16 protein-coding genes and 4 pseudogenes are annotated in these 22,021 nt (G+C 58.2%); 15 read left to right on the forward strand and 5 right to left on the reverse strand.

What is annotated here, in order from left to right:
* The first annotated feature begins 285 nt into the window (after nucleotides 1-285).
* Genes ACP8IT_RS07155 through ACP8IT_RS07165 form a run of 3 tightly spaced genes read left to right on the forward strand, consistent with a single transcriptional unit; the run spans nucleotide 286 to nucleotide 2,922 of the window.
* Entirely contained in the window at nucleotides 286-1,350 is a 1,065-nt protein-coding gene (locus tag ACP8IT_RS07155) for an ATP-binding cassette domain-containing protein (protein WP_014303358.1), read from the forward strand.
* Entirely contained in the window at nucleotides 1,347-2,108 is a 762-nt protein-coding gene (locus tag ACP8IT_RS07160; RefSeq protein WP_014303357.1) for an ABC transporter permease, read from the forward strand. Before ACP8IT_RS07155 ends, ACP8IT_RS07160 begins: the two co-directional genes overlap by 4 nt.
* A complete protein-coding gene (locus ACP8IT_RS07165) occupies nucleotides 2,101-2,922 on the forward strand; it encodes an ABC transporter permease (protein WP_014303356.1) in 822 nt (273 codons plus the stop codon). Before ACP8IT_RS07160 ends, ACP8IT_RS07165 begins: the two co-directional genes overlap by 8 nt.
* Before the next feature lie 541 nt (nucleotides 2,923-3,463).
* Here the strand turns inward: ACP8IT_RS07165 and ACP8IT_RS07170 are convergent.
* On the reverse strand, nucleotides 3,464-4,672 hold the full coding sequence (locus ACP8IT_RS07170) for an IS110 family RNA-guided transposase (RefSeq protein ID WP_474897980.1): 1,209 nt from the start codon (nucleotides 4,670-4,672) through the stop codon (nucleotides 3,464-3,466).
* 257 nt (nucleotides 4,673-4,929) lie between these two features.
* On the opposite strand from ACP8IT_RS07170, the pseudogene ACP8IT_RS07175 reads away from it, so the two are divergent.
* The 4 pseudogenes from ACP8IT_RS07175 to ACP8IT_RS07190 form a co-directional block, all read left to right on the forward strand.
* Nucleotides 4,930-6,274, forward strand: a pseudogene (locus ACP8IT_RS07175) (IS256 family transposase).
* A gap of 38 nt (nucleotides 6,275-6,312) precedes the next feature.
* A pseudogene (locus ACP8IT_RS07180) lies at nucleotides 6,313-7,507 on the forward strand (DDE-type integrase/transposase/recombinase); the annotation flags it as partial.
* Between the two features lie 49 nt (nucleotides 7,508-7,556).
* A pseudogene (locus ACP8IT_RS07185) lies at nucleotides 7,557-8,772 on the forward strand (IS3 family transposase).
* Nucleotides 8,773-8,818: 46 nt separating this feature from the next.
* A pseudogene (locus ACP8IT_RS07190) lies at nucleotides 8,819-9,133 on the forward strand (transposase); the annotation flags it as partial.
* A 148-nt stretch (nucleotides 9,134-9,281) separates the two neighbouring features.
* Here the strand turns inward: ACP8IT_RS07190 and ACP8IT_RS07195 are convergent.
* Together ACP8IT_RS07195 and ACP8IT_RS07200 are read right to left on the reverse strand one after the other, a co-directional pair.
* On the reverse strand, nucleotides 9,282-9,572 hold the full coding sequence (locus ACP8IT_RS07195; protein ID WP_005278945.1) for a DUF4193 domain-containing protein: 291 nt from the start codon (nucleotides 9,570-9,572) through the stop codon (nucleotides 9,282-9,284).
* Between the two features lie 111 nt (nucleotides 9,573-9,683).
* On the reverse strand, nucleotides 9,684-10,571 hold the full coding sequence (locus ACP8IT_RS07200) for an inositol monophosphatase family protein (protein ID WP_490289817.1): 888 nt from the start codon (nucleotides 10,569-10,571) through the stop codon (nucleotides 9,684-9,686).
* Between ACP8IT_RS07200 and ppgK the strand changes: the two genes are divergently transcribed.
* On the forward strand, nucleotides 10,570-11,328 hold the full coding sequence (ppgK, locus tag ACP8IT_RS07205) for a polyphosphate--glucose phosphotransferase (protein ID WP_490289818.1): 759 nt from the start codon (nucleotides 10,570-10,572) through the stop codon (nucleotides 11,326-11,328). The two genes, ACP8IT_RS07200 and ppgK, sit on opposite strands and share 2 nt — an antisense overlap.
* A gap of 197 nt (nucleotides 11,329-11,525) precedes the next feature.
* A complete protein-coding gene (locus ACP8IT_RS07210) occupies nucleotides 11,526-13,004 on the forward strand; it encodes an RNA polymerase sigma factor (RefSeq protein ID WP_237799479.1) in 1,479 nt (492 codons plus the stop codon).
* Between the two features lie 151 nt (nucleotides 13,005-13,155).
* On the opposite strand, the gene ACP8IT_RS07215 is transcribed toward ACP8IT_RS07210, so the two are convergent.
* Nucleotides 13,156-14,919 (reverse strand): DEAD/DEAH box helicase, encoded by a 1,764-nt coding sequence (locus ACP8IT_RS07215; protein WP_023030626.1) that lies wholly within the window; start codon nucleotides 14,917-14,919, stop codon nucleotides 13,156-13,158.
* Entirely contained in the window at nucleotides 14,916-15,167 is a 252-nt protein-coding gene (locus ACP8IT_RS07220; protein ID WP_005278940.1) for a DUF3039 domain-containing protein, read from the reverse strand. The genes ACP8IT_RS07215 and ACP8IT_RS07220 overlap by 4 nt, the downstream gene beginning before the upstream one ends.
* 138 nt (nucleotides 15,168-15,305) lie before the next feature.
* Between ACP8IT_RS07220 and ACP8IT_RS07225 the strand changes: the two genes are divergently transcribed.
* From ACP8IT_RS07225 to ACP8IT_RS07250, 6 genes are all read left to right on the forward strand, one after another.
* Entirely contained in the window at nucleotides 15,306-15,689 is a 384-nt protein-coding gene (locus ACP8IT_RS07225; RefSeq protein ID WP_023017374.1) for a DUF3099 domain-containing protein, read from the forward strand.
* Nucleotides 15,690-15,737: 48 nt separating this feature from the next.
* Complete coding sequence (locus tag ACP8IT_RS07230) at nucleotides 15,738-17,315, forward strand: DUF7782 domain-containing protein (protein WP_490289819.1); 1,578 nt, start codon at nucleotides 15,738-15,740, stop codon at nucleotides 17,313-17,315.
* Nucleotides 17,316-17,346: 31 nt separating this feature from the next.
* The gene (gene dtd, locus ACP8IT_RS07235) at nucleotides 17,347-17,790 is read left to right on the forward strand and encodes a D-aminoacyl-tRNA deacylase (RefSeq protein ID WP_490289820.1); all 444 of its coding nucleotides are present in this window, start codon (nucleotides 17,347-17,349) and stop codon (nucleotides 17,788-17,790) included.
* 360 nt (nucleotides 17,791-18,150) lie between these two features.
* Nucleotides 18,151-19,545, forward strand: coding sequence for an SLC5/6 family protein (locus tag ACP8IT_RS07240; RefSeq protein ID WP_005278931.1), 1,395 nt, complete (start codon nucleotides 18,151-18,153; stop codon nucleotides 19,543-19,545).
* A gap of 38 nt (nucleotides 19,546-19,583) precedes the next feature.
* Complete coding sequence (locus tag ACP8IT_RS07245; RefSeq protein WP_005278930.1) at nucleotides 19,584-20,957, forward strand: L-serine ammonia-lyase; 1,374 nt, start codon at nucleotides 19,584-19,586, stop codon at nucleotides 20,955-20,957.
* Between the two features lie 128 nt (nucleotides 20,958-21,085).
* Nucleotides 21,086-21,850 (forward strand): helix-turn-helix transcriptional regulator, encoded by a 765-nt coding sequence (locus tag ACP8IT_RS07250; RefSeq protein WP_005278928.1) that lies wholly within the window; start codon nucleotides 21,086-21,088, stop codon nucleotides 21,848-21,850.
* The last annotated feature ends 171 nt before the right edge of the window (nucleotides 21,851-22,021 follow it).

Genomic DNA, 22,021 nt, shown 5'->3' on the forward strand with positions numbered 1-22,021 from the left:
TTAATTGTCAAGCATGCCATGCCTAATTATGGTATGCTCAACTTTGCAGCAACCTGCAGCGTCGCCGCCGATCAGCCGACCTGTGCAGCCCTCTCCTGCGGGGCGCTGTGCACGACCCGGTGCCGCTAGACATACATCATTTTCTAAGGATTAGTTGGCACTACCCCAGGCGCTTGCTCCGTGGACCACAATCCATCGTTCGCGGGCAATAATCGGTTTTCCTTCTGCGGTAGGAGAATCGGTGCGCCGTCTAATAGACCGTTGACGTATATCCAGGGATGAATCATGAAAGAAAACCCCACCACGGCAACCGCTAGCGGTGACCCCAGCGCCACCGCAGTCCCCTCAACCAGCGCCCACGCAAAAGGCCGCGACCTGGTGCTTGATGTCCAAGATCTGCGATGTAGCCTGGGAAAAGTCAAGAAGCGAACGGAAATCCTGCGCGGTGTGACCCTCGCCATTCCGCGCGGGGGCATCCTCGCCGTCCTAGGCGCCAATGGTGCCGGCAAGACAACCTTGGTCAATGTCCTTTCCACGCTGCTGCCCGCCACGGGCGGAACCGCCATCATCGATGGCCACAACTTAGCCACGGATCCTTCCAAGGTGCGCGCTTCCATCGCGCTGACCGGGCAATACGCCGCAGTGGATGAGGAGCTTACCGGCAAGGAAAACCTCATCTTCTTTGGCCGCCTGGCAGGGCTTAAAGCTAGCGATGCGAAGGCCCGCGCCGCGGAACTTCTTGAGCGCTTCGATCTGGTTGGCGCCGCCGACCGCCTGGTTTCGGCATACTCGGGCGGCATGCGCCGGCGGTTAGATATCGCCGCCTCCCTCACTGTCCCGCCCGCGCTGCTGTTCCTCGACGAGCCGACCACGGGCCTCGACCCCGCCGCGCGCAGCTCCGTGTGGGATACCGTCCGCGGGCTGGCGGCCGACGGCACCTCGATCCTGCTTACTACCCAATACCTGGAAGAAGCTGACCAGCTCGCAGACCGCGTCGCCGTGCTCGCCGGAGGCAAGGTGCTCGACGAAGGCACCCCCGCCGAGCTCAAGGACCGCTATGGCACCACGGTGTGCCTCATCACGATGTCTAGCCCGGACGATGCCGCACGCCTCACCCACACCTTGCAAGAACACCGCATCGACTGCCGCCAAGAGGACACCGTATTGCGCGTCGATGCGCCCGATGGCCACCGCACCCTAGTCCGGGCGCTGGCCTTGTGGGATGGCGACGACACCTCGGTCGCGGACGTCTCCTTGGTTCCGCCCTCCTTGGACGATGTCTACTTCGCTATCGCCGGGTCCGGCGACATCGCGCAGCAGGCTCCCCACACCGGTGGAGGCTCCCAGTGAACGCGCTCGGAGCAGTCGCTGCCTCGTGGCACCGCAATGTCCTGCGCACCGTCCGCAACAAGGCCGTAATGGTTTCCGCCGTGGCAATACCCAGCCTGTTCATGGTCATCTTTTACGCCACCTTCGCCAAGGCTTCGACGGAACTCGGCATCGATTACGCCGCCTTCCTCCTGCCCGCCGGCGTTATTCAGGCGATTGTGTTCGCCGCCGGGGGCTCCTCCTTGGCGATTACGCGTGACGCCGAAAACGGCATCCACGACCGCATCCGCGCCACCGGGACGCCCGCCTGGGCCACGGTCGTCGGCCGGCTGCTGGCAGATCTCACCCGCGCCGCGTGGTCGTGCAGCATCGTCGTCCTCACCACGATCCTGCTCGGTGCCCGCTACGCTGCCGGACCGGGTCGTATTATCCTTACCATCGCCCTTTTCGCCGCCCTCACCATCATCCTCTCCGCGTTTATCGATGGCTCCTGCCTGTTGGCCCCCAAGCCCACCTCGGCGTCCTTGCTCTTCCAAAACCTCGTGCTGGTCATGGTGATGTTCTCCACCGCATTCGTGCCTGCGGATGCGCTGCCCGGCGGCATTGGCCCCATCATCCGGCACGTACCGCTATCTCCCATCTTGGACACCGCCCGCAACCTACTAGGTGGCGCTGCCCTGGGGGCGCGCGGAGTCGAAGCACTGTGCTGGCTCATCGCCATGACCGTCGTTGGCGTATGGGGCTTTATCACCGCTTTCCAGGGGAGGAAACATGACTAACCACACCACCGCCACCGTGTCGCACGACACCACCTGGCTGTCCACTGTCGCCACGCATTTTGGAAGGCACCTGCGCGCCGCCCGCCGCGATAGCGCGGTAATTACCAATACCGTGGCTGGTCCCGTTTTGATGTTCCTGGTCATGCGGTGGCTGTTTGGCGACCTCATGGCGGCCTCGCAAGGCTCTGCCACGCTCGACGCGTTACCGCTTACCATCGCGCTCATCCTTTCCAGCGAACTGATGAATGGCACCTCCGCCGCCGCGCAGATAATTAAGGAACGCCAACGCGGTATCACCACCCGCATCGCGACCACGCGCTACGGCACCAGCCCGGAGATCTTCGGCCGCTGGTGTTTCGATTCCTTACGCAGCCTTATCTCCGGCTGCGCGGTGCTGCTGGCTTCCGTGGCTTCTGGCCTGCGTATTCACACGCTGGCCGGGTTTGGCTGGGTGCTGTTAGTCATCATCTTCGGCGCGGTGGTGGCCGCCTCGCTATCGGCCATGGTGGGCGCGATGTGCGCCACCCCGGAGGCCGCCATTGGCCCGGCCCCCATCATCATGGCGGCCATGGCACTTAACGGCGGCCTCGTGCCCGTGGAGCAATTCGCTGGTGTGGTTCAACCCATCGCCCGGTGGAATCCGCTTACCTTCGCCGCCCGCGCCGGCGCCGCCATCGACGGCACGCCAAGCGCCGAAATCCTTGCCACCGGCCAGCCCGGCACCGCAGTCTGGGCTTTCGTGGCCTGGATGGTAGCACTCACCGTAGTGCTGCTAGCCGCCGCAGCTGCGTTCCGCCGCCCCACCATGTCGTAAATAGCGCCGGTTAGCGCGACAGTGCTACTTGTCGCGCGGCGGCGTCCCCAGCGGCGCGGTAGCGCTACTTGCCGCGCAGGGCGCGCCGCCGCGATAAAGAGCTGCGAATCTTTACCCGCGGCCGCGCTAAGGCGGGTAGTGTCGCCGCCGGTTACCGGCAACCAGGCGGCCTCGCCCGGGGCTAGCTCCAGGTCGTTTACCGTGACCACACCAGAAGTAGCCAGGGCGATGGCCGGTCCGGGAAGCTGCGTGGAAACCGTGGTGCCGGCGGGCAAATCGTAGCGGGTCACCGCAAACTCCTGCACCGGCAGCGGGTACTCTACTACCGTCGCGGTGTTGGGCGCGGCATCGGCAACAGCGGCGCTCTCCGCGCCTGCACCATCGCCCAGGGAGGTGTTCCTATATAGTTTGTCAATTCCGTGGGTGAGTTTGTTGGGGGTGTGAAGGGTTTCTGCTTTTCCTTGTGGATGTTGTTTTCGGGCACGGTGAGGAGCCGATTGGGCTTGCTGTGCAATCGGCTTGAGGTGAGGGTCTGTTGGTTCTAGGCTGCTGCGGCCTCCTGGACTGTGGAGATGTCTCGGTAAAGCTCGCCGTTTCGCATCATGGCGAAGAGAACGTTGAGGCGCCGGCGTGCGAGTGCGACGACTGCGGCGTTGTGTCTTTTGCCTTCTTTGCGTTTTCGTTCATAGAATTGCCGGGAACGCTCGTGGAATCTGATCGATGCAAAAGACGATTGCCATAGGGCGTTCTTTAATTTTTTGTTGCCAGCCCGGTTAGGCGAATTCGACATGATAGACGTTCCTGACTGATTCGTCCGCGGTGATAGCCCTGCATAGGATGCTAGGTGCGCTGCATCGGGGAAGTCGGACATATCGCCAACAGTCATGAGGATCTGCGCTGCGCTACGCGGGCCGATACCAGGCATGGATAAAAGAATCTCGGTCTGCGGAATGTCCTGAATCAGCTTGAGTACCTGCGCTTCGATTTCTTTACGATGCTCGAGTTTGGCTAGTGCATCTGTGGCGGACATTGCTACGCCAAGTTCGGCGTATTCTGCGCCGGCAATGGATACGGTCTGTTCGTGGATGGCAGCAAGCATGGCATCGATGACAGGCTCAGGATTGCGTGCCCTGTGTTTGCGTGCAAAGGCTTTCAGGCGTGTTCTACCGATGCGTCGAATCTTGGTGGGGCCACCGTATTTTGCAAGTAGGTGGAGGATCCACTTTCGGTGAATCATCTGTCCGCGCAGGACATGTTCGAATGCAGGATAGGTTCCTACGAGCGCGGATCGCATCTGGTTAATCAGGCGTGTGTAGGCCCGGGCGAGGTCTTCGTCGATACCGTTGAGAACTTTCAGCTGGATAAAGACGTCCTCAACGCGGTCGACACTGCGCAAGGAATCTGGAAGGTTAAGACCGGCATGGGCGATAACGTAGGCGTCGCGTACATCGGTCTTGGAGTTGCCGACGTGGATGCGAGAAAGCTGTCGCATCGCAAGTCCTGGTAGATAGCGAACGTCGACGCCCATGTCTTGGGCGACTGCGACGGTTAACCGGCCGATGTTGTTGGGTTGATCGACAATGACAAGGACCGAGGCGTCGTCAGCGAGGAATTGGCCAAAGAGCTTGCGTAGCGAGCCTTCATGCTGGTTGATGCGTTTGGACAGGACTTGCCTGCCTTGGGGATCGAGGACGCAGGCGTGGTGGAAGTATTTGCCGACGTCCACGCCAATGACGAAGTCATAGGCCATGGGTGTATGCCTCCTAGCGATGAATTAGAAGTTGGATTATTTGAGCTTCATCGCTGGGTTGGTCGGACATACTTCACGCTGGCATCCACATTACTGTGAGACCTCATACCACCTGGGCTGGGTCAGGTTCCTATTAGCAGTCTGGAGTATGTCACTGTCTTCGGCGGCATCACCCCCCCCGGATCATTGTCAGACAGGGAGAGAGTGTCTAATGGTTTGTGTGTAGGTTCCCAACCTGCATAAGGAGATAAGCCAGAATGACTAGTGTGGCACGACGAGATCCGGCTGATAAGGCCAAGATTGATGCGATTGAAAAGAAGCTTCTTGCTAACCCTGAAATCGCGAAACTTATTGACGAATTAGGCACTTCCACCACGGATGCCAATGACCTGGTTCGCGGTATGTTGCAAGCTTCAATTACCCGCGGGTTAAACGCGGAAATGGATACCCACTTGGGCTATGCATCCGGTGATAGAGCAGCTAAAGCTAGTGCCGGAACGGATAATTACCGCAATGGGACGTATCCGAAAACCGTAGATTCTAATTACGGGCCAGTAAGCATTGATGTTCCACGAGATAGAAACGGCACATTTTTCTCCTACGATGGTGCCCAAAGGCTCCAGGCGGCTGACAGATGTTGACGATATGATTGTCAGCTTATATGCCGGCGGAATGACCATTCGGGATATCCAGCACCATATGGCTACTGCACTGCGGGTAGATATCTCTCATGAAACAATCTCTGCAGTAACTGATGCCGTCCTCGATGAGGTCATGGTCTGGCAAAACCGCCAGCTAGATGAGTTCTACCCCGTTATCTTCCTGGATGCGTTGCGCATTAAAGTCCGCGACGGTGGCAGGGTTGTCAACAAGTCCGCCTATATGGCTATCGGCGTGGATTTAGATGGCATCAAGCACATTTTGGGCCTATGGATTGCCAAAGAAGAAGGCGCATCGTTTTGGGCACACGTATGTGCCAACTTATCTAACCGCGGGGTCAAAGACGTCTTTATTGTCTGCTGTGACGGGCTGAAAGGCCTGCCGCAGGCAGTAGAGGCAACATGGCCGAATTCAATGGTCCAAACCTGTATCGTGCACTTAATTCGCGCTGCCAACAGGTGGGTATCTTATGGTGACCGCAAGAGCGTATCGGCAGCATTGAAGAAGGTGTATACAGCTACTGATGAATCCACGGCAGAAGCGGCGTTGAAGGAATTTTCCGAGTCTGAACTGGGTGTGAAGTACCCTCAGTCGGTCAAGGTCTGGGAGGATGCGTGGGATAGATTCGTGCCATTTTTACAGTTTCCTCCAGCAGCCAGGAAGGTTATCTATACGACGAATTCGATTGAATCGTTTAACAACCAGCTGCGTAAAGCCACGCGCAACCGGGTGCAATTTACTAATGATGACTCTGCGTTAAAGACGCTGTGGTTGATGATCTGCAATATTGAAGACAAACGAGCTATCAAGCGGGCGAAACAAGGCAAACGGGCCTCGGCTACGGCCAGCAGGCTCGTGGAAGGAGCACGAGTATCCGGCTGGAAACAAGCCATCAACCAAATGGCCGTAGCCTTCCCCGACCGCTTCGACAAGTACCTATAATCCGACCCCACACACAAACAACTTGACACGCTCTGGGGATGGCAATTCCCATTACTCTCCGCAAGAAGATAGCGGATTTCGACCCCATCCGTGAGGGCATCACGGTCCAGCAGTTCTGCAAGAACATCGGCGTATCGAAGCAGACGTACTACAACATCAAAGCACGTATCGCCGAACGCGGGCGGGCTGGCATCGTGCCCGACAGCACGGCACCGCTGAACCCGCGACGGGTCTACGATGACAAGATTCGACAACAGGTCCTGCAAGCTCGCGGTACGTTAAGAGCCCGCGGCCAAGACTGCGGCCCCATGGTCAATCTTCTACTTCTTCCTCGACGAACTCGGCTACGACCAACCACCGTCACGAGCTTTAATCGCACAATGGTTGCACGAGGCTGGCGTCGCTGACATCAATGCACGTAAACGACCGCGTAAGTCCTACAGGCACTTTGCCAGGGGCGAAGTCAATGAACTGTGGCAGATCGATGCGTTTGCCTACAGACTCTTCGATGTGCCTCACACGCAAGTGACTATCTACCAAGTCGTCGACGATGCCAGCCGCTTCGACGTCGGCTCCCAAGCTTTTGGAACTCCAGAAAACGGCACCGATGCCCGCATCACGCTAAGTGGAGCCATTGATGCTTACGGACTTCCCCAAGAAGTCCTCTCTGACAACGGTGATGCCTTTGCCACCTACCATCGCGGCCGGCTGTCGCAAACCGAACGCTGGCTCGCCAGCCTGGGAGTTCAATCAAGTGCGGGCTTTGCTCCCACGACGCAAGGCAAAGACGAGCGATCGCACCAAACCATGACCAGGTTTTTGGATGCTCGTACCCCGACGACGCTGGCGCAGGTCCAACAGCTGATTGTCGACTACCGCAACTTCTACAACACACGCCGTCGCCACCAAGGACTTCTCAGGGGCAAGATGCACATCACCCCAGCCCAAGCCTGAGAGATTATCTCGCATGCCCAGCCACCGACGCAGCCGATTGACCCAGATGTTTTATGGACAAAAATCGCGAAACAATATCACCGGATTCACCCCGACAACCAGGCAGATGCCTTAGCAGCCGACACAGTGGTCGCGACAGATAATGCCCTGCCTGAAGTTGCAGCTTCAGACAGGGCACCAAGTAACGACACTCAGGCGATCCAGCAAGATACACCCCATGCCGATTCCTCAACCGTAATGCCAAGCTCTACCGGTGTAAATGCACTCTTGAGGTTACCCTCGTTTAGTGGACACCCGATTAGTGCGGATTTTGTGTCCGTAAGAGAGGATGTTCATTGTGAGTCAACAACGTCAGAAATACACGCCGGAGTACCGGCGTGAAGCCGCGAACCTGGTAATCGAGTCAGAACGCCCGATTGCTCATGTGGCTAAGGAGATTGGTGTCGCACCTGGCCTTTTAGGTCGGTGGGTGAAAATGAGCGTCAACGCCGAGGATCCTCTGATGGGTTAAGCGAGGCGGATCTTCGTGCTGAGAATGCTCGTCTGCGTCGTGAGCTGGCAGAAGCCAAGATGGATAACGAGTTTTTGTCAAAAGCGACAGCCTTCTTCGCCGCACAGCAACGCGATCAGAAAAGTTCGAATTGATGCAGCAGGAGAAGGCGAATTTCAGTATCAAGCGCATGGCACGCTTGTTGAAAGTGTCTCGGTCTGGATACTACAAATGGGCCCATATGCAGCAGCAACGCTTATCCGGTAAAGATGATCGGACATCTTTTTACGATGATGTTGATCGTAAGATTCATCAGATCTGGAAAGACTCCGATGAGGTCTATGGTGCCCCGCGGATTACCGCAGAACTCGCCGAGCGCTACCAGATCAGTGTAAATCGTAAGACTGTGGCCAAGCGGATGCGTCTGATGGGCATTGAAGGGATTTCACCGCGTGCTTTTGTGCCGGTGACAACGATTCAATCTAAGCGTAAGTCAAGTCTTCCTGACCTGGTCAAGCGCATGTTTGATACCGGTGAACTTAACCGGGTGTGGATGTCAGATATTACTTACCTGCGCACTGGCGAGGGCTGGTTGTACTTATGTGCGGTCCGCGATGGTCATTCCCGCAGGGTGCTGGGCTGGGCTATGGATAGCGTGCAAGATACTTCCCTGGTCGAAAGGGCCCTACGGATGGCGCATACGATGCGTGGTGACGTTGCTGACGGGCTGGTGTTTCACGCTGACCGGGGGACGCAATTTACCAGCGAGAAGCTCTGGGAGGTGTGCCGCAACCTGGGCATTGCTCAATCTGTAGGGCGTACCGGGGTGTGCTTCGATAACGCGATGGCCGAGTCGTTCTGGTCGACGCTGAAAACCGAGTTCTACGACCGGAAGCGCTGGCCAACCCGCGATGCTGCGCGTCAGGCCGTTGCCTACTGGATTGAAGTCGTCTACAACCGTCGACGCCGGCATTCCGCTCTCGGGATGGTCAGCCCCGTCGATTTCGAGAATCACACCAGCCTAACCACCAGCAGAAAAGAAATCGCTGCCTAACCACTAGGTAGCTCCACTACGTGTCCACGATTTGCGGGCAACCCCACTCTGGCCTATCCCGGACAAGCTGTGGATCAACAAAAGCGGGGTGGTACGCGTCATGGGACACGGCCTCTACGTCGGGCTGCGCTTCAAAAATCGAGCCATCTACAGCAGCGTAGCCGATGACTATGTGGAATTTTTTACTGATCACGACGGTGAGAAACTGTTTTCAATTCCGCTACCAATCCAACTGAATCAGCGTCCACCCGGCGGTCAAATCAACATAAACCACGTTGTCGGCATGTGGCACCGACAACCCCCAGAGCTAAAACCCAACCTCTCTGGGCCACGGCCAAGCCGCCGGAAGAAGCCAAGCTAGCACCAGTACAAAAACTCCGTGGACTCCCCGTCCAAAAAGCGGGGAGACTCCGCGTCCACAAAGTCCCTAGACTCCGAGTCCAAAAAGTAGCTGGACTCCAAGTCCAAAAACCTCATGGACATAACAGCCCTAGGCCAATACCGGCTGTTTAGGCACAATCCTTACAGATAGGCATGCCATCTTCTTCGTGCGAATAACGCTTATTGGACTGGACCAAAAAACAGGATCCACAGGTAAATTCGTCTTCTTGGCGGGGAACGACCTGTACATTGAGTTCCTCGCCGGTGAGGTCAACTGATGGCGGTTGGAATGCTTCGACGATTTCGCCATCGTCATCCATGCCATTGCTTTCGGGTTCAGCTGCTTTCAGTCCCTCTAAAGAGTCAGTTTCAAGTTCGTCTTCTGCACCGCGGCGCGGTGCGTCATAATCGGTGGCCATACTGCACGCCCCTATAAGTCGAGTTGCTTTAGGAATAGTTGTTTATCGATCGCGCATAGTAAAGGACAAACACCGATATGTCATCCTGCTGCTAAGAAATTCTTAGATCCTTCACCCCCGCATCGCTTCCTTAGCGCCATGTGCTGCCAAAAGTTCCTCAAATGCGGGTGCCAAATTCACCCCCGCAGCCCAGGTTAATTCACCATCGGCGGACCCCTTGTCCAGCCCTGGATGGTGGACTTTAGCTCCTGCCTCGCGGGCGATGAGAGCACCGGCGGCAAAATCCCAAGCGTTAATGCCGTGCTCGAAATAGGCATCTACGCTCCCCTCGGCCACGCGGCACAAATCAAGGGCGGCTGCGCCGATGCGGCGGATATCGCGGACCTGCGGCAGCAACTTGGTCAGCAGTTCCGCCTGTTGCTTGCGCCGCTGTGCGCCATAGCCAAATCCCGTCGCAACCAAGGAAAGGGCGGGGTCATCTTGTTCACCGCACCGTAGCGAGGACCGCGTGCCATCCGCAGTGGTAACCGTGGCACCCTCGCCTGCCGCTGCGGAATACACCTGCCTCCGCGCCACATTGACCACTGCACCCGCTACCAGGCGGCCATCGTATGCCGCACCGATGGACACCGCGTAGTCCGGAATGCCGTAAAGGAAATTGACCGTGCCGTCGATGGGGTCCACGATCCACCTGACCCCGGTCGTCCCGTCGAAGCTCGCGCCTTCCTCACCTAATAAGCCATCGCCAGGGCGGCTTTCCTTAATCGTGCGCGTAATGAATTCCTCAGTGGCGGTGTCGACCTCCGTCACCGGGTCGACGGCGCTCGACTTGGTCTGAGTATGTGCCGCAATACCGTCTCCAGCGACCAAGTCGGCGCGGCGCGTGCGGATAAGTTCCGCCGCGTGCATCGCGGTAGATTCCGCAAAATCTCGCAACTGCAGAAAATCTATGTCATGATCCATGCTAACCATTGTGCCTTCTTCTACACTTGCGAGCATGACTACTCATACTGGCCACTCATTTGGCATCGATATCGGCGGCTCCGGCATTAAGGGCGCAGAAGTCGACCTCAAAAACGGTGAATTCGTGGGTTCGCGGCTAAAGATCCCTACCCCACAGCCGTCCACACCAGATGAGGTAGCCACGGTAGTAGCCCAAATTGTGCGCGAAAAAGAGTGGGACAAGCCCGTCGGCATCACCTTGCCCTCGGTAGTGTCGAACCACACGGTGCACTCCGCTGCCAATATCTCACCTGAGTGGATAGGCGTGGATACCACCGAGTTGTTTTCGCGTTATCTAGACGTTGACTTTGTGGTCTTAAATGATGCCGATGCCGCAGGACTTGCGGAAGTCGCGTATGGAAACGAGTTGGCTAAAACCGGGCCAGTCATCTTTTTGACGCTGGGAACCGGTATCGGATCGGCTTTCTTCCTCAACGGGCAGCTCTTCCCCAATACCGAGCTTGGCCACCTCACGGTGGGAACTAACGAAGCCGAGGCGATCGCGTCCTCCGCCGCCAAGGAACGCGAAGGGCTGAAGTACAAGGAGTGGGCGCCTCGGCTCAATCGAGTGCTGCAGGAATACGAGAAATTATTTAACCCGCAAGCATTCCTGATCGGGGGTGGCATATCTCGCAAATTCCACAAATGGGGACCCCACTTAACCATTGATACCCCCGTTATGCCTGCACAGTTGCAAAATCGTGCGGGTATTGTAGGTGCAGCGATGGCGGTATTGGAAGGCCTAGAGCCATAAAATCGCCGTTGCATTAACCCTATCTACCGGCATTGTGCAAAAATCGCCTATACTGGGCGGTCGATCCAAAATTGCATGGCTCTCGGGCGTGTCTGACCTGCATAAGGCCTACACCCGCTAGCATTTCTTAATGCTATTGCCACCCTGTGCGGGTGCGGTGAGCTATTCCCATCAAGTAGTAAGTCGAAAGGGCGTACGTGGCAGCCACTGATTCTTCAGACCAGGCACTCGGCGAGGACGATAAGTCTGTCGAGGCATCTACTCCTGCAAAGAAGACCGCCAAAAAGACGGCAAAGAAAACGGCGAAGAAAACCGCCAAGAAGACAGCTAAAAAGACGGCGAAAAAGACTGCCAAGAAAACGGCGAAGAAAACCGCCAAGAAGTCGGCGAAGAAATCAGCCAAGAAAGCTGTCAAGAAGACCGTGCGAGCCTCTGCGGCGGAACCGCAAGACTCCCCTGCAAACTCCGCGGAGAAAGCGCCGTCGGAGGCTGAGGACGCAGAGGATCAGCTCGATTCCGTTGAGCAAGATGCCCCTGCGGATGACGTCGACTTCGACCCAACTCATGAGGACATCGAAGAGGACGAATTCGATGGCCCCACTGACCTCGATGAAGACGATATTCAGGAAGAGTTGGGCGAAGAAGAAGACGAGGACGAAGTAGAAGATACGTCCTCTGTCTGGGATGAGGAAGAATCCGTCGCCCTGCGCCAGGCGCGCAAGGATGCACAGCTGACCGCCTCCGCCGACTCCGTGCGCGCGTACCTCAAGCAGATCGGTAAGGTTGCCTTGCTGAATGCTGAGCAGGAGGTCTCTTTGGCAAAGCGCATTGAGGCCGGCCTATACGCACAGCACCGCATGGACGAGATGGAAAAGGCTCGCGCGGAGGGCGATAAGGCTGCCAAGCTCTCCCCCATGGAAAAGCGCGACCTGCGTAGCATCGCTAGGGACGGACGAAAGGCTAAGAACCACCTGTTGGAGGCCAACCTTCGCCTTGTGGTCTCCTTGGCCAAGCGCTACACCGGCCGCGGCATGGCTTTCTTGGACCTTATCCAGGAAGGCAACTTGGGCCTTATCCGTGCGGTAGAAAAGTTCGACTACACCAAGGGCTACAAGTTCTCTACCTATGCCACGTGGTGGATCCGCCAGGCCATTACCCGCGCCATGGCAGACCAGGCCCGCACCATCCGCATCCCGGTACACATGGTGGAGGTCATCAACAAGCTGGGACGCATCCAGCGCGAGCTGCTCCAGGACCTGGGCCGCGAGCCCACCCCGCAGGAGCTGGCGAAGGAAATGGACATCACCGAAGAAAAGGTGATGGAAATTCAGCAGTATGCGCGTGAGCCCATCTCGCTGGACCAGACCATCGGTGATGAGGGCGATTCCCAGTTGGGTGACTTCATCGAGGACTCTGAGGCCGTCATCGCCGTCGATGCCGTGTCCTTCACCTTGCTGCAGGACCAGCTCCAGGACGTGCTGACCACGTTGTCTGAGCGCGAAGCCGGCGTCGTCCGCTTGCGCTTCGGGCTTACCGATGGCATGCCGCGCACTTTAGACGAAATCGGCCAGGTCTACGGCGTTACCCGCGAGCGCATCCGTCAGATCGAGTCCAAGACGATGTCGAAGCTGCGCCACCCCTCTCGTTCGCAGGTATTGCGCGATTACCTCGACTAGAAAACTCGCCCGCCTCACACAGCATTAAGGCCGCACCACGGTGGTGCGGCCTTTTAATGTGCCTACTTCCCTCCTATGGGCTGGCGTCGCGAAACAAGCGCGGCACCAACCCCGGAGCCGGCCAGCAGCCAACCAGCGACGGAGAGGCGCGCTACCACTTGCGCAGGTAATTGATACGCTCGCGCAATTGGTCCGCGCTACACAACGCGGTGGGCGGTCCGCCGCAGGCCTTGCGGACCTCGGTGTGGATGGCACCGTGCGGCCGGCCGGAGCTCTGCGCGGCGATGGAGACCACCGTGTTGAGCTCCTTGCGCAGCGCGCCGAGCTCATCCACCACGCCGGTATCCTCTGCGGCATCGGACTCTTGCTGCTTCGCGGCGGGCGCATGACCCATGCCGTAGATCTTGCGGCGGTGGGCCTCTTCTGCCTCGGCGGCCCGGCGCGCCTTCTCCTCGGCCTCGCGGCGGTCCATCTCCTCAGATTGCTTCTTGCGCAAGAGGTCTTTGACCTGGTCGGCGTCGAGGAGCCCGGGGATGCCGAGGAAATCGGCCTCCTCATCAGAGGTCATGTCGCCGGTATTAAACTGCGAGCCGTTATAGAGCAGGCCAGAGAATTCGGCTTCGGCGCCTAAAGACTCGTAGGACTTTTCCAGCATGTCCGGTTCGGTCTTTTTCTGGTTTGCCTGCTCGAGTAGCTCGTCGTCCCAGCCTTCTTTCTCGGTCTTTTCTTTGCCCAAGACGTGGTCGCGGGATTTTTCCATGTGCTCGGCAAGGCCGAGCAGCACGGGGACGGAGGGAAGGAAGACCGAGGCGGTTTCGCCAGGCATGCGGGAGCGCACAAAGCGGCCGATTGCCTGGGCGAAGAACAAGGGGGTCGACGCGGACGTGGCGTAGACTCCGACCGCGAGGCGGGGCACGTCGACGCCCTCAGACACCATGCGTACGGCAACCATCCATTCATCGGTGGAGTCCGCAAATTCTTGAATGCGGTCCGAGGAACCTGGGTCATCGGACAAAATAACCGAGACTGGGGTATTGGAGAGTTGCTTGAGGATTTTCGCGTAGGCGCGGGCGGTGGTGGTATCGGAAGCGAGCACGAGCCCGCCGGCATCCGGCATATTGCGCCGCATCTGCATCAAGCGGGTATGCGCCGCCTGCAGCACGGCGGGGATCCATTCGCCCTTGGGGTCGAGCGCGGTGCGCCAGGCGCGCGCGGTTTGTTCCACGTTCATGATGTCACCCAGTCGCGCGGAGTGCTCCTCCCCGGCGGAGTCCCGCCAGCGAGCCTCACCGGAGTAGGACAGGAAGACGACGGGGCGCACGACGCCATCGGCAAGCGCATCGCCGTAATCGTAAGTGTGGTCGGCGCGCGAGACCTTGTGGCCTTCCCCATCGTCCTCATAGCGCACAAAGGGGATGGGCGATTCATCGGAGCGAAACGGCGTACCGGTCAGCGCGAGGCGGTGGTTGACGTCGTCGTAGGCCTCCTTCACGCCATCGCCCCAGCTTTTGGCATCGCCGGCGTGGTGGATCTCGTCCAAGATCACCAAGGTGCGCCGCGCGGAGGCAACGGCGCGGTGTTTGAAGGGGTGCATGCCCACTTGGGCATAGGTCACCACGATGCCATCCATGCTGGGATTGACCGCAGAGGAGTTCGTGAAGGCAGGATCCAAGGCCAAGCCCACCCGCGCGGCGGCGGCAGACCACTGCGTCTTCAGGTGCTCGGTAGGCACCACGACGATGACGCGCTCTACCGTGCGGTCTTCCATAAGCTCCGTCGCGATGCGCAGAGCAAAGGTGGTTTTACCCGCACCTGGGGTCGCCACGGCCATAAAATCTTGTGGCTTGGTGGCGAGGAATTTATCGAGGGCTGATTGCTGCCACGCGCGGAGGTTCGTCTTCTTAAACGTCCTCACTTGCGGCGAAGACCCTTAAAAACGCGTTCGCAATCGGGGCAGACCGGCGAGCCCGGCTTTGCCTGTTTGGTTACCGGGAAGGTCTCACCGCACAGAGCAACGACGTATTTTCCGTTGACCGCGGAATCGAGAATCTGATCCTTTTTGACGTAGTGGAAGAACTTCGGCGTGTCATTATCCGTCGTCGAAGTGTCTTCACGAATATCTGGCCGTTCAATTGTCTTCGTAGTCGTAGTCACGCACCCCATTTTGCCGCATCAGCATCGAACTTTGCGAGTCATGCGTCTACCCTTGGAGAACATGCACACTCTACGCACTCCAATGCCGGCTCTCCTCTCCCCTGTTGTAGGGTTACGCGCCGCGCTCCAGGGTGGTGCGTAATTTAAGTGTTTGGCAAAAAGGAACGTTTTCTCATCACGGATGCCAAGCTCTCGCCCGCACAAGATCGCAGGCGCCGGGAGCTGTGGTACGGATTTTTCCAATTCCTGCGCGTGCCGTCTCTGCTCATTGCCGGGGTCTTTTTGTACATGCATTGGTGGTTGCTCGCGGCGATTATCGTGGGCGTGACCTTTCCTTTGCCGTGGATTGCCGTGGTCATTGGCAATAGCCGCGGTGAGAAGAAGGACAAGCGGGATAAGAATGTCTATAAACCCGCGATGAATCGTCAGCTATATTCGCAGTATCAGAACCAACAGATTTCCCGCGGTGGCTCCAAAGCAATCGAATCTCAGCATTCCGTTATTGACCATGACGATGCAGCCTCCGATTAGGCGCATAACCCGCATGAATAGCACGACTGGAAAGGATCTTCTCCCAGCATGACGTCCTTTGGCCCTCATTTCGATGCCGCCGCGCTGCGCGATCTTGCCCCAGAATTAGCGGAGGCTTTTTCGCAGGCCAGTTTTACTACCGATGGTTTAGCTGGGCATTTGGGTCCGGAGCTTACGGAGGCCCTCTACCGCGGTGAGCCTGCCGCGGTGGCGCGCGGCACCGCCGGTAATTCCCAGCTGGATACGCTCATCCGCTTCTTCCTGCTGCATGAGCATCTGCCGGCCACGCTGCTTGCCGATGCCCTCGGGGCCCGCCTTGCCGCCAAGCTCCTGGATGCCGGCGTGGCACTTTCCGATGATCGCGGCAGCATCTACATTGCCCTCGATATCCGGCCCCATATCATCGTCGGCTCCAACCGCCTCGTCTTTTCCGATGTCGATGCCTCGCTGGTGAGCCACGTCCCCGGCGCGGATCATGTCTTGGGCGTCGGGGCGGCAAGCCTCTCGCTTTTGCAATCGACGCCGGTAAGCCCGGTATCAACGGTGCTCGATCTGGGCACAGGTTCGGGAGTGCAGTTGCTTGGTCAGCTCAAGTGCGCACACAGCATTACCGCGACAGATGTCCACCGGCGCGCGCTTGATTTGGCCGGCGCCACCGTCGCTGCCGCGGGGGCTAACACAGAGGTAGAGCTTGTAGAGGGCTCGTGGTTCGAGCCCGTTGCGGGGCGCACCTTTGACCGCATTGTTGCCAATCCCCCATTCGTCGTTGGCCTTCCTGAGGTGGGCCATGTCTACCGCGATTCTGGCCTGAACTTGGATGGGGCTAGCGAATTGGTGGTATCCCAGGCAGTGGATCACCTCACCCCGGGCGGAACCGCGCATTTGCTCGCCGCCTGGGTACAAACCGGTGGACAGACTTGGCAGCAGCGCGTGGCCTCGTGGCTGCCGGATAAGGGCGTGGCTGCCTGGATCATTCAGCGGGATGTCGCCGATCCTTCCCTCTACGTATCCACCTGGCTCAAGGACGAATCGCTTGATGTGCGCAGCGATGAGGGCAAGGCGCGCTCAAAGGCCTGGCTGGATCATTTCCATCACCACGATGTCACGGGAATCGGGTTTGGGTTCGTCGCCATTCAAAAAATTGCCGAAGACGCGCCCTCCGATATCTTGGCCGAGGAAATGCCGCAGCACTTTAGTGACCCATTGGGACCCGAGGTGGAGGAATACTTCGCCCGCGTGGCCTGGCTGCGCGACTTGGTTCCTGGTGAGCTAGAAGGCAAGCACTTCCAAGTTCGTCCACAGGTGGCCAAGGAAGAAGTCAGCGTAGCCGATACGGATAATAAACAAGGATTTAACCGGGCGGTTATCCGCTTGACGCGTACCGATGGGCCCCGGTGGAGCCACGAAGTCGATGAACACTTGGCAGCAATCGTAGCTGGCTTATCTCCCCATGGGCTCAACCTTGGAGAGACCGTTGGCCTGTATGCGGTGGCGCACGGCTTCGATGAGGCAGAACTGACCGCGGCCGCGCTTCCCGCCATCATCGATATGGTTCGCCACGGCCTGCTCATCCCCGCCGATCTGCTGCTCGAGGATGATGCTTCCCCGGCTGCCCACACCGAATAGCTCCGAACACCCAGGAAAGGAAGGTACAGGCATGCGCGCAGTACTAACCCGCGTATCCGAAGCAGCTGTCACCGTTGCGGGCGAGACCGTCGGCGCCATCGACTGCCCTGAGACCGGCGGGCTTTTAGCCCTCGTCGGTGTCTCCCGGGAGGATTTAGCCGATTGGAAACCGCGCGCGGAAAAGATGGCCCGCAAGATAGCGGAGCTGCGCATCCTAGACGGTGAAGCATCGGTTGCAGATGCCGGAGCCCCAGTCTTGGTGGTCAGTCAGTTCACGCTGTATGGCCGCACCGCCAAGGGGCGGCGCCCATCGTGGGCCGATGCTGCACCGGGAGAAGAGGCCGAGCCGGTCATCGAGTACATCATCGAGCGCCTCCGCGAGCGCGCTATCGCGGTCGAATCAGGCCAATTCGGGGCTATGATGCGCGTGTCTTCCGTCAACGAAGGCCCATTTACGGTTTTGGTCGAGACCTAATTTCCTCTCCTGCATTTTCTCTTCATCCGGCGTCTACCTGCGCGAGCGCCCACTCACACCCAGAATTATCTATGAGCTAGATCGCACAATGGGCAACTTTGTTCAACAATGCATATCTCTGGGTGCCGCGCAAGCTTTTTCAGAGTGATAATTAACCTACCCGGAATACAATAAATTATTATCACGTGGCATCATCGCGGGCTTATACTTAACGTGCAACGAAGCGAATGGGCTGGATACAAGCTGAAAAAATAATTTCAGTCCCTTTCCCGCGCACGCTGGTGAGAGAAAATCTTTTCTCACTCCAGGGTGACAGGAGCCCTCAAGCTTCGGTCAACCCCATGCAGAGGAGGAAAGAAAATGTCCCACAAGCTCTTGCGCCACGGACAAGTCGAACACCCGGAACACGACGCGCAAATTCCGGAACAACTACCCGCAGAAGAAAAGCCACCCGCTGACGGCATAGAAACGCCATTTGCGGGCCAAGAAGGCGCCCCAGCGTGGAACAAGGAAGACACCGTATGGATGCTCTCCCTATTCGGCACCGCAATTGGCGCCGGCGTACTCTTCCTTCCCATCAACGCGGGCATCGGCGGCATCATCCCGCTTCTCATCATGACGGTCGTCGCCTTGCCGATGACCTATTGGGCCCACCGCGGCATGACCCGCCTGGTCCTCTCCAGCTCAAAGCCAGACGGCGATCTCACCGACGTCGTGGAAGAACACTTCGGCGTTAAAGCCGGCGTGTTGATGAATATCCTCTACTTCCTCTCCGTCTACCCCATCCTCTTGGTGTACTCGGTAACCATCACCAACACGGTGAACTCCTTCCTGGATCACCAGCTAGGTATCACCCCTCCAGATCGCTGGCTTACCTCGCTGGTTCTCGTCGGCGGCCTCATCCTCGTCGTGCGCATGGGTAAAAACGTGGTCGTCCACGTCATGTCCTACTTGGTCTACCCATTCATCGGCATCCTGGTACTACTCTCGCTATACCTCATCCCCAAGTGGAATACCGCACTCTTTGACAGCTTCGACCTCAGCGTCGCGCGCGAAGCCTCCGGCCACAGCATGGGCATTACCTTGATGCTCTTGGTCCCGGTCATGGTCTTCTCCTTTAACCATTCGCCCATGATTTCTTCCTTCGCCGTCGACCGCCGCCAAACCTACGGCAAGTACGCGGAATACAAGTCCCGCAAGATCTTGCTCCGCGCGGAAATCCTCATGGTCGTCGTCGTGATGTTCTTCGTCTTCTCCTGCGCGCTCAGCCTTTCTCCTGCAGATATGGCCGAGGCTAAGGAACAAAACATCACCATCCTGTCTTACCTGGCCAACCACTTTGACAACCCCCTCATCCAGTGGATTGCCCCCATCATCGCCATGATTGCCGTAGCCAAGTCCTTCTTGGGCCACTACCTCGGCGCTGCAGAAGGCTTTGAAGGCCTCCTGGTCAAAGGCAGCAAAAATGCCAATAAAGATGATGCAGAATCCAGCCACAAGCTCGACACCATCACGCTTGTCTTCATGCTGGTAACCGCGTGGCTCGTTGCCTGGGCGGATCCTTCCATCCTCGGCATGATCGAGACCCTCTGCGGCCCGACCATCGCCATCATGCTGTTCCTTATCCCGATGATTGCCATCCACAAGGTTCCAGCACTCGCCCGCTTCAAGGGCAAAGCCTCCAACTACTTCGTCTTCATCATGGGCCTCGTTGCCCTGGCCACCATCATCTACTCCATCGTGCAGGCTTTCTAAGCAGCACCCACTTCTCAGGATTTTCCAGGAGAAAAACCATGTTCATCAGTATCTTCGATATGTTCAAGATCGGCATCGGCCCCTCAAGCTCACACACGCTTGGGCCAATGAAAGCCGGCAAGGCCTTCGTCGACGAACTCAAAGAAAAAGGCCTCATGGATAAGGTCACCCGCGTCCAGGCCAACGTCTACGGCTCCCTCTCCTTGACCGGTGTGGGCCACTCCACCGATAAGGCCATCCTGTTGGGCCTGGCCGGCGAAGAACCAGAAACCGTCGATATCGACGGCATCTCCGCCTTCATGAAGGAGGTCAACCAGAGCGAAACGCTCCTGCTCGGTGGCACGCACACGGTGGGCTTCCCCAAAGACGGCGGATTCTACTTCCACGATGAATACCTGCCCATGCACGAAAACGGCATGTGCCTTATCGCCTTTGCCGGCGAGGAAGACATCCTGCACAAGACCTACTACTCGGTGGGCGGCGGGTTCATCGTCAAGCAAGAAGACTTCGCCATGCGCACCCAGGATTCCGTCGAGGTCCCATTCGCTTATTCCAGCGCGGAAGAACTACTGGCGCTGTGCGAAACCAATAATATGACGCTGCCTGAGCTCGGTCGGGCCAATGAAAGGGCGCTGCACAGCGATGAGGACATCGACGAGCACCTGCGCAAGGTCCGCGATGTCATGTACACCGGCATCAAGCGCGGCTCCACCACCGATGGCCCGCTCCCCGGTGCCCTGCTCGTACCGCGCCGCGCCGCCGCCCTGAAGCGCAGGCTGGAACAATCCGACCCGCACGATGGCCTCAACATTTTGAGCTGGGTAAACATGTTTGCCCTGGCCATTTCGGAGGAAAATGCCGCCTGTGGCCGCGTCGTCACCGCGCCGACTAATGGCGCATGCGGCGTCGTGCCTGCGGTCCTGGCCTATTTCGATGAATTCGTCGAGCCAGTCACCCCGAGCATGTTCGCGGACTATATCTTCGCCTGCAACCACATCGCCGCGCTCTACAAGATGAACGCCTCCATTTCCGGTGCGGAAGTTGGCTGCCAAGGAGAAATTGGCGTCGCCTGCTCCATGGCAGCAGCCGGGCTGGCCCAACTGATGGGGGCGACACCGGAACAGGTGTGCGTGGCCGCCGAAATCGGTATGGAACACAAATTGGGCCTGACGTGTGACCCAGTCCTAGGCCAGGTGCAAGTCCCCTGCATCGAGCGCAACGCCGTAGCTGCGGTAGACGCCATTACCAGCGCACGCATGGCCCTGGACCGCGAAAGCAAGCCGTGTGTCAGCCTCGATGAGGTCATCTGGACCATGTACAACACCGGTAAGGACATCAACGCCAAATACCGGGAGACCTCACAGGGCGGCCTAGCCCTAGCGGTGCACCCGCCCATTCCGGTATGTGGTTAATGCCGGCAACCTAGGCTCCGGAAAGAGCGCCTTTAAAGGAGGCGAGTACTTAGGCACGGCCGGGTACTCGCCTCCTTTGTCGTTACTTTGTGGTACCTTATCAATAATCTGACAGGAATTATAAGGACATGCTTCAGCTGATGAATCTTTCTAGCAGCCATGCCCCCGAAGAAAACTTCCTCGAGCAGTACATACCACTCGTCGATTTCCTCGGTCAGGCCATGGGCCCCAACACCGAAATCGTGCTTCATGATCTCGATGTACCCGATAAATCCATCATCGCCATTGCCAATGGACACATCTCCGGCCGCGAACTAGGCGGCCCGGTCACAGACTTTGCGCTCTGGTTCATGAAACAGGGCGACGCCGCGGCCGTTCCTATGATGACCGGGTACCGCGCGGTCAATAGCGAGGGAAAAGTCTGCCGCTCCTCGAGCTATTTCCTGCGCGATGCCACCGGCCATATGCGCGGCATGCTTTGCATCAATGTGGAATTATCCGAGCTTATCCAGATCCGCGATGCGGCTAACTCGTTGATAGGCGGTACCGAGCCGGCCATCGATAAGGCGAAGGCCTTCGGCGGCTACCCTGGCATCACCACGCCGCAGCCCACTCCCGCACCGGAAGCGCCCGCGCAGAAAAAGCCGGAGGCGCCCTATAGCGAATCGCTGCGCTCCAACGTCGAGCACCTCTTGGACTCCATGCTGGATTCCGCGATTTCCACGCACTCCACCCCGGTCGAGTCGATGCAGCGCCACGAACGGCTAGAGGTCATCGCTTCCCTCGAGGATGCTGGCTTCTTCCTCCTCAAAGGCGGCATCGCCGCGGCGGCCACCCGGCTCGGCGTATCTGAGCCCACGGTCTATCGCTACCTCGTACAGGTCCGCGGCTAAGACTACCCCGCCACGTGGATGTAGCGGTTTTACTGCATCCACGTGGCGCCTGTGCTTGCCGACGCCCCCAAAAAGGTGGACCAAAGCGGCCGGCACGTCGCTGTTTTAAACATTTCAGGATGGGCGGGAACTAAATGCGTCCTCACACCGTTGTACTTTTTGAAACAGGCG

It is taken from the genome of Corynebacterium sp. LaCa_23 (assembly GCF_058182375.1).

Bases quoted from the DNA above. Each gene is read 5' to 3' on its own strand.
- ACP8IT_RS07220 (WP_005278940.1), bottom strand. From the start codon at position 15,167: ATGGGGTGCGTGACTACGACTACGAAGACAATTGAACGGCCAGATATT.
- ACP8IT_RS07245 (WP_005278930.1), top strand. From the start codon at position 19,584: ATGTTCATCAGTATCTTCGATATGTTCAAGATCGGCATCGGCCCCTCA.
- ACP8IT_RS07200 (WP_490289817.1), bottom strand. From the start codon at position 10,571: ATGCTCGCAAGTGTAGAAGAAGGCACAATGGTTAGCATGGATCATGAC.
- ACP8IT_RS07195 (WP_005278945.1), bottom strand. From the start codon at position 9,572: ATGGCCACCGATTATGACGCACCGCGCCGCGGTGCAGAAGACGAACTT.
- ACP8IT_RS07155 (WP_014303358.1), top strand. From the start codon at position 286: ATGAAAGAAAACCCCACCACGGCAACCGCTAGCGGTGACCCCAGCGCC.
- ACP8IT_RS07165 (WP_014303356.1), top strand. From the start codon at position 2,101: ATGACTAACCACACCACCGCCACCGTGTCGCACGACACCACCTGGCTG.
- ACP8IT_RS07230 (WP_490289819.1), top strand. From the start codon at position 15,738: ATGACGTCCTTTGGCCCTCATTTCGATGCCGCCGCGCTGCGCGATCTT.
- ACP8IT_RS07250 (WP_005278928.1), top strand. From the start codon at position 21,086: ATGCTTCAGCTGATGAATCTTTCTAGCAGCCATGCCCCCGAAGAAAAC.
- ACP8IT_RS07240 (WP_005278931.1), top strand. From the start codon at position 18,151: ATGTCCCACAAGCTCTTGCGCCACGGACAAGTCGAACACCCGGAACAC.
- ACP8IT_RS07170 (WP_474897980.1), bottom strand. From the start codon at position 4,672: ATGGCCTATGACTTCGTCATTGGCGTGGACGTCGGCAAATACTTCCAC.
- dtd (WP_490289820.1), top strand. From the start codon at position 17,347: ATGCGCGCAGTACTAACCCGCGTATCCGAAGCAGCTGTCACCGTTGCG.
- ppgK (WP_490289818.1), top strand. From the start codon at position 10,570: ATGACTACTCATACTGGCCACTCATTTGGCATCGATATCGGCGGCTCC.